8 protein-coding genes and 1 pseudogene are annotated in these 8,880 nt (G+C 64.8%); 6 read left to right on the forward strand and 3 right to left on the reverse strand.

What is annotated here, in order from left to right; translation table 11 throughout:
* Positions 1–129: 129 nt before the first annotated feature.
* Entirely contained in the window at positions 130–1,032 is a 903-nt protein-coding gene (locus QXZ85_RS32375; RefSeq protein WP_315706035.1) for a DMT family transporter, read from the forward strand.
* A gap of 12 nt (positions 1,033–1,044) precedes the next feature.
* On the opposite strand, the gene QXZ85_RS32380 is transcribed toward QXZ85_RS32375, so the two are convergent.
* A complete protein-coding gene (locus QXZ85_RS32380) occupies positions 1,045–1,860 on the reverse strand; it encodes a phytanoyl-CoA dioxygenase family protein (RefSeq protein ID WP_315764635.1) in 816 nt (271 codons plus the stop codon).
* Between the two features lie 307 nt (positions 1,861–2,167).
* Between QXZ85_RS32380 and QXZ85_RS32385 the strand changes: the two genes are divergently transcribed.
* Both QXZ85_RS32385 and QXZ85_RS32390 read left to right on the forward strand, forming a co-directional pair.
* On the forward strand, positions 2,168–3,274 hold the full coding sequence (locus QXZ85_RS32385; protein WP_316175586.1) for a D-alanine--D-alanine ligase family protein: 1,107 nt from the start codon (positions 2,168–2,170) through the stop codon (positions 3,272–3,274).
* A 150-nt stretch (positions 3,275–3,424) separates the two neighbouring features.
* Entirely contained in the window at positions 3,425–3,973 is a 549-nt protein-coding gene (locus QXZ85_RS32390) for a thermonuclease family protein (RefSeq protein ID WP_315768678.1), read from the forward strand.
* A 62-nt stretch (positions 3,974–4,035) separates the two neighbouring features.
* Here QXZ85_RS32390 and QXZ85_RS32395 read toward each other — a convergent pair whose 3' ends face one another.
* Complete coding sequence (locus QXZ85_RS32395) at positions 4,036–4,599, reverse strand: bifunctional transcriptional activator/DNA repair enzyme AdaA (RefSeq protein WP_315706039.1); 564 nt, start codon at positions 4,597–4,599, stop codon at positions 4,036–4,038.
* A gap of 118 nt (positions 4,600–4,717) precedes the next feature.
* Here QXZ85_RS32395 and QXZ85_RS32400 point away from each other — a divergent pair, with 118 nt between their 5' ends.
* The gene (locus tag QXZ85_RS32400) at positions 4,718–6,133 is read left to right on the forward strand and encodes a pyridoxal phosphate-dependent decarboxylase family protein (protein ID WP_316175587.1); all 1,416 of its coding nucleotides are present in this window, start codon (positions 4,718–4,720) and stop codon (positions 6,131–6,133) included.
* 368 nt (positions 6,134–6,501) lie between these two features.
* Positions 6,502–7,248, forward strand: coding sequence for a metallophosphoesterase family protein (locus QXZ85_RS32405; RefSeq protein ID WP_316167199.1), 747 nt, complete (start codon positions 6,502–6,504; stop codon positions 7,246–7,248).
* 574 nt (positions 7,249–7,822) lie between these two features.
* On the opposite strand, the pseudogene QXZ85_RS32410 reads toward QXZ85_RS32405, so the two are convergent.
* Positions 7,823–8,113: pseudogene (locus QXZ85_RS32410) on the reverse strand (integrase core domain-containing protein); the annotation flags it as partial.
* 57 nt (positions 8,114–8,170) lie between these two features.
* Here QXZ85_RS32410 and QXZ85_RS32415 point away from each other — a divergent pair.
* The coding region (locus tag QXZ85_RS32415) for an IS110 family transposase (RefSeq protein ID WP_316175589.1) at positions 8,171–8,880 on the forward strand (710 nt) is incomplete at its 3' end.

Genomic DNA, 8,880 nt, shown 5'->3' on the forward strand with positions numbered 1-8,880 from the left:
GACTTGTCCGCCGAAGCTCGATGAGCGAAGGCGGAAGCGTGCTCACCGATAATATTCGATCGGCATCGAAGCGTTGCGACAGCACGGGCGGCTATTGCTCGGCCACCGCAGCCAACGATCGCCACGACCATGTCCGACCAATCCTCCCTTCCGCGCGAGCTCGCGCTCCTGCTTGCGCTCTCCGCGCTGTGGGGCGCGTCCTACACCTTCATCCGGATCGGGGTCGAGACCATCCCGCCGGTCACGTTGATCGCGGCGCGCACGCTGATCGCGGGCCTTGTGCTCGCAGGTCTCATCCGCGCCCGCGGCGTCGCCTGGCCACGCGATGCCGCGACGTGGCGGCGCTTCGCGGTCCAGGCCGGGCTCAACAGCGTGGTGCCGTTCACGCTGATCGCCTGGGCCGAACAGGTGACCGACGCCGGCCTTGCCACCATCCTGAACTCGACCTCGCCGATCTTCACCTTCCTCCTGACCGCTTGCGTGACGCATCATGAGCCGGTGAGCCCGCGCAAGCTCGTCGGCGTGGTGGCGGGGCTGATCGGCATCTGCCTGATCATCGGCGTGCAAGCGCTTTCGGAGATCGGTCACGCGCTGCTGGCGCAGCTTGCGATCGTCGCCGCCACCGTCTGCTATGCGGGTGCCGCGATCGTCGGCAAAAGCTTCAAGGGCTTCGACCCGATGCTGCCCGCTGCCGGCTCGCTGCTATCCGGCAGCGCCGTGCTCATCCCGCTCGCCCTCCTCGTCGATCATCCCTGGACGCTCGCGCCTTCGCGGCAGTCGATCGTCGCGCTGCTCGCCCTGTCGGTGTTTTCAACCGCGCTCGCGCTGGTGATCTATTTCCGCCTCCTGCAGACGCTCGGCTCGGTCGGCGCCACCGCACAGTCCTACTTGCGGGTGCCGATTGGGGTCACAATCGGCATCGTCGCGCTGGGCGAGCAGCTGTCGCCGACGGCGTGGCTCGGGCTCGCCTTCGTGCTCATCGGCGTCATCGCGATGACCTTGCCGGCACGCCAGATCGTGCCGGCAGGGTGAGCCGTCACCGCACTATTCGGACTCGTGCAGCGCCTCCCGGATTGCGCGCTCGACCGGAGATGTCTCCTCATCCGGCCGGTCCAGCCGCAGCGGCTCGGCCGGATGCAACGGCGGCTGCGCCAGAAAGCGGGGCGCCCTGCCCCGATGCATCTGCGCCGCATGCACCAGGAACGGATGGCAGAGATAGACATCGCCCGCTTTGCCGGTGGCGAGCACCTCGGTCCGCCGCAGCCCCGCGCAGAACGGACCGAGCGTGCCGAGCGACAGCCCCCCGTCTCCGGCCGGTGCGAGACGTCGTGCGACGTCGCGATGCGATCCGGGCTTGATCCTCGTCGGGGCATCGTCCTCGCCGATGTCGGAGAACAGGAACAGCATCAACAGCGCCCGCCCTTTCGAGGTCACGTTGGCGCGCCAATCGGAGAAATCACGCCGTTCGTCCCAGCTGCTGCTCGGCCCGGGAAAGCTGACATCGATGTGCCAGCCCGCATCGCCGGGATCGTCAGCATGTGGAAACCGCACCGGGAAGGTGCCGAGGTTGTGGCGCGGCCGCCAGCGTCCGACGCCCACCAGCTGATCGAACGCCGCATGCAGCACGGGGCTGTTCACCGCGCAAGCGAACGGCTCGTCGCCATAATAGCCGAGCCGGATCACCGGACGCGTCCAGCTCGACGGATCATCCGGCGCGCAAGGCAGATCGCGCCATAGGATCGCCCTGCAAACAGCCGCAAGCTCGCTGGAAAAAGCGTTCTCGACGCGAATGAAGCCGTCGCGAACAAATTGCATGATCTGCGCAGACGATAGCGCACGCGTGGTCTCATCACTATTCATATGGAGAATCCTCATACCGCTCGAAGCCAAGCACCGTCGCTGTGCAGCGACCGGCGGGCCGGGTCTATGTGGTCTGACGCGAGGCACGCCGGTCGGCCCCGCGCCGCTGCACCGCCTGCGTCGCGCAGGCGCCGACGTCAGCGTCTCAGGAAGAAGACCGAGGCGATATGGGAGGTCGTCATCATGGAGTAAGATTAGCACCCGCGCATCTCGCGGGCAAAGGGATCACGCAGCGCCGATTGCGGCGCAAATCGTTCCCCTATAAACAGGCCCTTGCATGACATCCGCCGCAATCCGGAAGAAACCGATGGCACAGCGCAAGACGAGAGTCGCGATCCTGTTCGGCGGACGCTCCGCGGAGCACGATGTCTCCCGGGCGTCTGCCGCCAACATCTACCGTTCGCTCGACCCGGATCGCTACGAGATCACGCTGGTCGGGATCACCGGCGACGGCCGCTGGGTCATCGCCGATGCGGCCAATGACAAGGCGAGCCCGGCCCTGGTGATCCCACCCGACGGGCCCGATCTGGTGCTGCTGCCGGGTGGACGGGGCCGCGCGCTGGTGGTCGAAAAGGGGGCGGCCGGCATGCGCGAGCTTGCCGCGTTCGATGTCGTCTTTCCGGTGCTGCACGGCCCCAACGGCGAGGACGGCACCGTGCAGGGCGCGCTCGAACTCGCCGACGTCGCCTATGTCGGCGCGCGCGTGATGGGATCGGCGGCGTCGATGGACAAGGACGTCGCCAAGCGCCTGCTGCGGGATGCCGGCCTGCCGATCGTGCCGTACATCACGATGACCGCCGCGGCGCCAGTCACTTACGAAGATGCGGCTCGCGCGACCGGCGCGCGTGAGCTGTTCGTCAAGCCCGCCAATCTCGGCTCCTCCGTCGGCATCTCCAAAGCGGGGACCGCCGAGGAATTCGCGGCCAGCTGCAACCTTGCGTTCCGCTACGACGGCAAGATCCTGATCGAGCGCGGCATCGCGCCGGTGCGCGAGATCGAATGCGCGGTGCTGGAGGATGCCGACGGCAAGGTTAGCGCCTCCGAGCTCGGCGAGATCGTCCCGGCCGGGCAACACGGCTTCTATTCCTATGAGGCGAAGTACACCGACGCCGGCGGTGCCTCGCTGCACGTTCCGGCGCAGCTGGACCCCGCTTTGGCCGAACGCATCCGGAAGCTCGCGGTCGAGGTGTTCGGCGTGTTGTGCTGCGAGGGATTGGCGCGCGTCGATTTCTTCGTCAGCGGCGGCGACGTCTACGTCAACGAGGTCAACACGCTGCCGGGCTTCACCAATATCAGCATGTATCCGAAGATGTGGGAGGCCACCGGCCTGCCCCAACCCGAGCTGCTGAACAGGCTGATCGCGCATGCGCTGGCGCGCCATGCGCGGCTCGAGAAGCTGAGCTTCCAGCGCTGACAGCCCTGCATGTAAGACCTGCCCGGTCCGAATGGGAAATCGGCCGCATTCGGAACGACACATCAGACACATCAAAAGACTGATTCGACGTCTCAGGCGGGCCGCCATTGCCGCCCGCCGCGGAGCACTGCGCCAAATCGAGGGACCATCTTGTACGACCAATTGAAGCGCCTCGCTTGCGCCTTCGTCCTCGCCCTCCATGTGCTGCCGGCCCACGCGCGCGACCTGATCGGCCGCGATCTGATCGGCCAAGCCAGCGTGGTCGATGGCGACACGCTCGACATCCATGACGATCGCATCCGGCTGTGGGGCGTCGATGCGCCCGAGAGCACGCAACTCTGCCGCGGCCGCGACCGACGGCCCTATCGTTGCGGCCAGCAGGCCGCGCTTGCGCTTTACAATTTCACCAAGGCAAAGACCGTGCGCTGCACGCCCTTGGACGGCGATCGTTACGGCCGCATCGTCGCCCGCTGCATGGTCGGTCGCATCGATCTCGGCCAGATGCTGGTGTCGCGCGGGTTCGCCGTCGAGGAACCGCAATATTCGCACGGCGCCTACACCGCCGACCAGCTGGCGGCGCGCCGCGCCGGCCGCGGCATCTGGGCCGGCCGCTTCGTCGAGCCATCACTCTATCGCGCCTGCATGCATTCAGGTGGACGGGTGGCGGAGTGCGCGGACGGCGGCCGGAGCTGGCGGTGAAGATCATTCATTGATGAGACGCGGCTCTCCGCGTTATCAACCGCGCTATCATGAAACGCGGATCAGCTCCGGTGCGCCCTCCTGATCTCTCCGGGCGGGCGCCGATAGACCGCGGCGAACACCGCGTTGAAGCGTCGCAGGCTGCCGAAGCCGGCCTGCAACGCGATGGCCGTCATCGGCCAATCGGTCTCGTCGAGCAGGCGCTTGGCACGCTGCACGCGCGCGGTCTGCGCGACCTGCACCGGGCTTGCATCAAGGTGCCGCTGAAACAGCCGGTTGAGATGGCGGGCTCCAATGCCCAGACGCGCCGCCAGATCCTCGACACTCGCTTCGTCGAGCGCGCCGCGATCGATCAGGCGCAACGCGCGTGCGACCGTGGTCCGCGTGCCCTGCCACGCTGGTGAGAACGGTGCGGTTTCGGGCCGGCAGCGCAGGCAAGGACGGAAGCCGGCTGCCTCTGCCGCCGCAGCGGACGGATAGAAGCTGACATTGCCGGCTTTCGCCGGCCGCACCGGGCAAACCGGACGGCAATAGATCCTGGTGGTCCTGACGCCGATGAAGAAGCGGCCGTCGTAGTGCCGATCCCGCGCCACCCGCGCGCGTTCGCATTCCTTCGCATCGAGCATGATCGCTCTCCAGCATCGCGGCAGGACGGAGTCCGATTCCGGCGAGCCCCGATTGGACCGCGATGCTATCTCAAGCGCGATCCGCATCAGCTTGCAAGAGACCGTACAAGAGATGACGATGTCGAGTGGCGCCCCCTTCAGTCCGGCTTTGCAGCGCGCCTTCGCGCACGCGCTCGGTCACCTCTCGAAGGCCGAGGTGAGCCCCGTCAATGCGACGGCAGGCCTTGCCGAGCTTCGCGCCCGCTTCGCCCGGCCATTGCCGGAGCGCGGCACCGATGCGGCCGAGGTGATCGACGATCTCGTGCGCGATGCCGAAGGCGGCCTGCTCGGCTGCACCAGCGGACGCTTCTTCGGCTGGGTCATCGGCGGCACCCTGCCCGCCGCGCTCGCGGCCGATTGGCTGGTGTCGACCTGGGACCAGAACGCCGCCATCCATGCCTGTGCGCCGGCCGAAGCCGTGATCGAGGAGGTCGCGGGCATGTGGCTGAAGAGCCTGTTCGGCCTGCCGCCAACGGCGAGCTTTGCGTTCGTCACCGGCACCCAGATGGCCCACCTCACTTGCCTCGCCGCCGCCCGTCATCGGCTGCTCGAGCGTGCCGGCTGGGACGTCGAAGAGCAAGGGCTCACTGGGGCACCGCAACTCCGTATCCTCACCAGCAGCGAGCGGCATGGTTCGGTCGAGCGCGCGATCCGCATGCTGGGCCTGGGCAAGCGCGCAATCACCGCCCTGCCTTGCAATCCCAGCGGCCAGCTCGAACCCGATGTGCTCGCGCAAGCCCTGGAAGCGACGCCGCCGCAACCGACCATCGTCGTGCTGCACGCCGGCGACCTCAACATCGGTGCCTTCGATCCGTTTGCCGAACTGATCCCGCTCGCCCACCACCAAGGGGCCTGGGTGCACATCGACGGCGCGTTCGGCCTGTGGGCCGCGGCGAGCCCAAAGCATCGCCACCTCGTGCGCGGCGTGGAAGAAGCAGACTCCTGGACCAATGACGGCCACAAATGGCTGAACACGCCGTTCGACTGCGGCTATGCTTTCGTCGCCGATCCGGACGCTCATCGCAGCGCCTTCTCGCACCGGACCAGCTATACCCAGTTCGTCGACGATGCGCGCGACCAGATCGAATGGAATCCAGAATGGTCGCGGCGCGGCCGCGGCGTTCCGACCTACGCGGCACTGCGCCAGCTCGGCCGGACCGGCGTCGCCGACCTGATCGATCGCTGCTGCGCGCAGGCCCATGCGCTGGTGATGCGGATCGGCGGCCTGCCCGGCGCGCAGGTGATGTGGGAGCCCGTGATCAACCAGGGCCTCGTCCGCTTCTTCGATCCGCAGCCAGGCGCAACCGATGAGGACCATGATCGCCGCACCGACGCGATCACCGCACGCATCACCGCGTCAGGCGAAGCCTTCTTCGGCGGCACCACCTGGCGCGGCCAACGCTGCATGCGCGTCTCCGTCTGCAACTGGCAGACCAGCACCTCCGACGTCGACCGCGCCGTGGCCGCAGCGCAGCGCGCGCTGGCGTGCGGTTAGGATGTGGAATCCCTAACGCGAGGCCATAGCCTGATCGATGCAAGCCAAGGAAAAGCGAAGTCATTCGCTGCCAGCTTCTCGGAAGCGCCTCACAACCCCGACGGCATTCCTGGCCCGGCCCGGTTCGACGCTTACGGGCAAAAGCGGACGTCAATCAACCGACACCCCTCGCTGAAACCGTCGAAAAGGCCCCAAGGCGGACTTCGTGGTGATCGCTTGATTGCGCCGCGTTGATTGTGCAATGCTGTCGCCAGCGCCGATTTGATACTCAGCTTGCGGGCGCTTCTAAAAATGCAGCTAAAGAGGACCTCCATCCTGCATCGTTCCGCATTGCGTGAGTCGTCGGCCATCTCGAATGGGAGGGCCAAATGAAATTTGCTGCAATCGCTGATGTGCACGGGAATAGTGCGGCGCTTGAGGCCGTACTTGCCGACATTGCCGCGCTCGGCATCAACGAGGTCGTTAACCTCGGAGATCACGTCAGCGGTCCGTTGGAGGCGGCCCGAACAGCGGACCTACTGATTGAGCGAGACTTTCCGTCAGTGCGGGGCGATCAGGATCGAATCCTCGTCGAGCTCTTGCAGGCCGGCACATCGGCTCGCAGCGATTTCCGACAGCTTGAACGTCAGCACTTCGATTGGCTAGCGAGCATGCCGTCAACGCTGGTGTACAGGGACCATGTATTCTTATGCCACGCGTCGCCAAGGAACGACGCGGCCTTTTGGCTGGACTACATAACTTGCGATGGTGAGGTGCGTCCCAGTCCAATCGAGGCCATCGAGCCCGAAGCCCACGGGATCAACGCCGAGGTCATCCTGTGCGGACACACTCACATTCCTAGAGTTGTTCGCCTGAGAGATGGACGACTTGTCGTAAATCCCGGCAGCGTTGGATTGCCCGGTTACGACGCAAGGACGCCCGTTCCTTACGTCGTGGAGGTCGGCACGCCTCATGCTTGCTACGCAATTTTGGAGCGCTCCAGAAAAGGCTGGCTCGCGACCATCCGGCACGTGCCCTACGATAGCGCGCCCATGGCCGAACTCGCGCGCAGCAAGGGAATGCGCACTTGGGCGGACGCAATTGCAACTGGTTGGGTCCAACGGGAGAACTGGTAGCTCCGCTCGTGGCCCAAGGCGCCGCTCGACGATGTTCGTGCAAATGTCCGATATTATGGCGTAAACGCCACCGGGGTCCGAAATCCTAGGTGGCTCTTATCAGCGGCATTCGAGGGTTTTCGTTCCTAGGGTAATCTCCCTTGGGAAGGAATCGGAATGGATTGGCTTTCTCAGCGAATTGAGGTCGCGCGCAAGGTCTTGGACCGAAAGTGGGTCAAGATCGCCTTAGGCATTTGGCCGATTCTGGCATCTTACGACCTGTTTGTCTCTCAGCTCCTTCCTGAGCCTTGGGCCGATAGGGCTCCCAAAATGAGGGACGTGATAGCCGAGACAAGCGGATGGCTTCCGTGGTGGGGATGGGTTCTGACCCTCATGGGAATCTTGATGGCCGCGCTTTTTGAATATGCGGTATGGAGGGCCCAACCAAATAGATGGCCGACAGCACTCAATAGTGAGAGAGTGGACGATGATAGCCCTGTTCCCAAGCCAGTCGTTCCTCGCGATGTGAGCCTATTGGATGCCCTTTGGAGGGTAAACTTAGGAAAATGGGACGCTCTGACCTGCCACCGAAGTTTCATCCAGCCGCAGTTAGAGTCCTGTTGGGTTGTACGCCGACTGGCGCGGGTGGAGCAACGGGCGATCGGCGGAGCTGGTCGGGGTTGCGCAGCCGATCGCCCGTTGCGGTGAGGTTGGCGGCATAGGCCGCCGGCGTCTGGTATTTGAGCGAGGAGTGCGGCCGCTCGCCGTTGTAGTCGGCGACCCAAGAAGCGAGCTTGCGCCTTGCGTCGTCGAGGCCGAAGAACAGGGTCTCGTTCAGGAACTCGTCGCGCATGCGGCCGTTGATGGGGAAGACGGCCCCGCTCTTTCGCAGCCCGGGATATACTGTCGATGTACAGGACCCGCTAACAGGAGGAGTTCACCAATGGAAGTCGCGACGATTGGGTTGGACATTTCGAAGCACGTCTTCCACGTCCATGCGGTTGACAGAAAAGGCCAAGTGATCAATCGCCAACGCCTCCGGCGAGGCGAGATCGCGTCGTTCTTCTCGTCACTCGAGCCGTGCCTGGTCGGCATCGAGGCCTGCGCTACTGCTCACTACTGGGCACGCGAGATCCGGCGGTTCGGACACGAAGTGAGATTGATTCCGCCGGCCTATGTAAAACCTTACGTGCGGCGAGGAGCCAAGAACGACGCCGCTGATGCGGCCGCGATCTGCGAAGCGGTCACCCGCCCCAATATGAGGTTCGTCCCAATCAAGAGCGTCGAGAGCCAGGGCTTTTTGATGCTTCATCGCGCAAGAGGCTTGCTGGTCCGCCAGAGAACCATGACGGCTTGTGCCGTTCGAGCTCACTTCGCTGAGTTCGGAATCATTGTCGGGCAAGGCCGGCAACGGGTGGATAGTCTGGCGGACTTGTTGGATGACGAGGCCCTGGCGTTACCAGCCAATGCTCGTCTGGCACTGGCTGTTCTTGTGAGCCGACTGAAGGAATTGGACCAGCAGGTCGAGGCCATCGAGCGTGAACTGGCTCTCATCCAGCGAACCAATCCGATGGCAAAGTTGTTGTCCTCCATTCCCGGTATTGGTCCCATAACGGCCACGGCTCTCGCTGCGACCGTGCCGGACCCGACGAT

Origin of the sequence: Bradyrhizobium sp. SZCCHNGR1005, assembly GCF_032489995.1 — a bacterium.
Taxonomy (GTDB): Bacteria; Pseudomonadota; Alphaproteobacteria; order Rhizobiales; family Xanthobacteraceae; genus Bradyrhizobium.

What these genes read in the sequence shown, in the direction of transcription:
- QXZ85_RS32375 (WP_315706035.1), top strand. Translation starts at nt 130, where the DNA reads ATGTCCGACCAATCCTCCCTTCCGCGCGAGCTCGCGCTCCTGCTTGCG.
- QXZ85_RS32380 (WP_315764635.1), bottom strand. Translation starts at nt 1,860, where the DNA reads ATGAATAGTGATGAGACCACGCGTGCGCTATCGTCTGCGCAGATCATG.
- QXZ85_RS32385 (WP_316175586.1), top strand. Translation starts at nt 2,168, where the DNA reads ATGGCACAGCGCAAGACGAGAGTCGCGATCCTGTTCGGCGGACGCTCC.
- QXZ85_RS32395 (WP_315706039.1), bottom strand. Translation starts at nt 4,599, where the DNA reads ATGCTCGATGCGAAGGAATGCGAACGCGCGCGGGTGGCGCGGGATCGG.
- QXZ85_RS32400 (WP_316175587.1), top strand. Translation starts at nt 4,718, where the DNA reads ATGTCGAGTGGCGCCCCCTTCAGTCCGGCTTTGCAGCGCGCCTTCGCG.
- QXZ85_RS32405 (WP_316167199.1), top strand. Translation starts at nt 6,502, where the DNA reads ATGAAATTTGCTGCAATCGCTGATGTGCACGGGAATAGTGCGGCGCTT.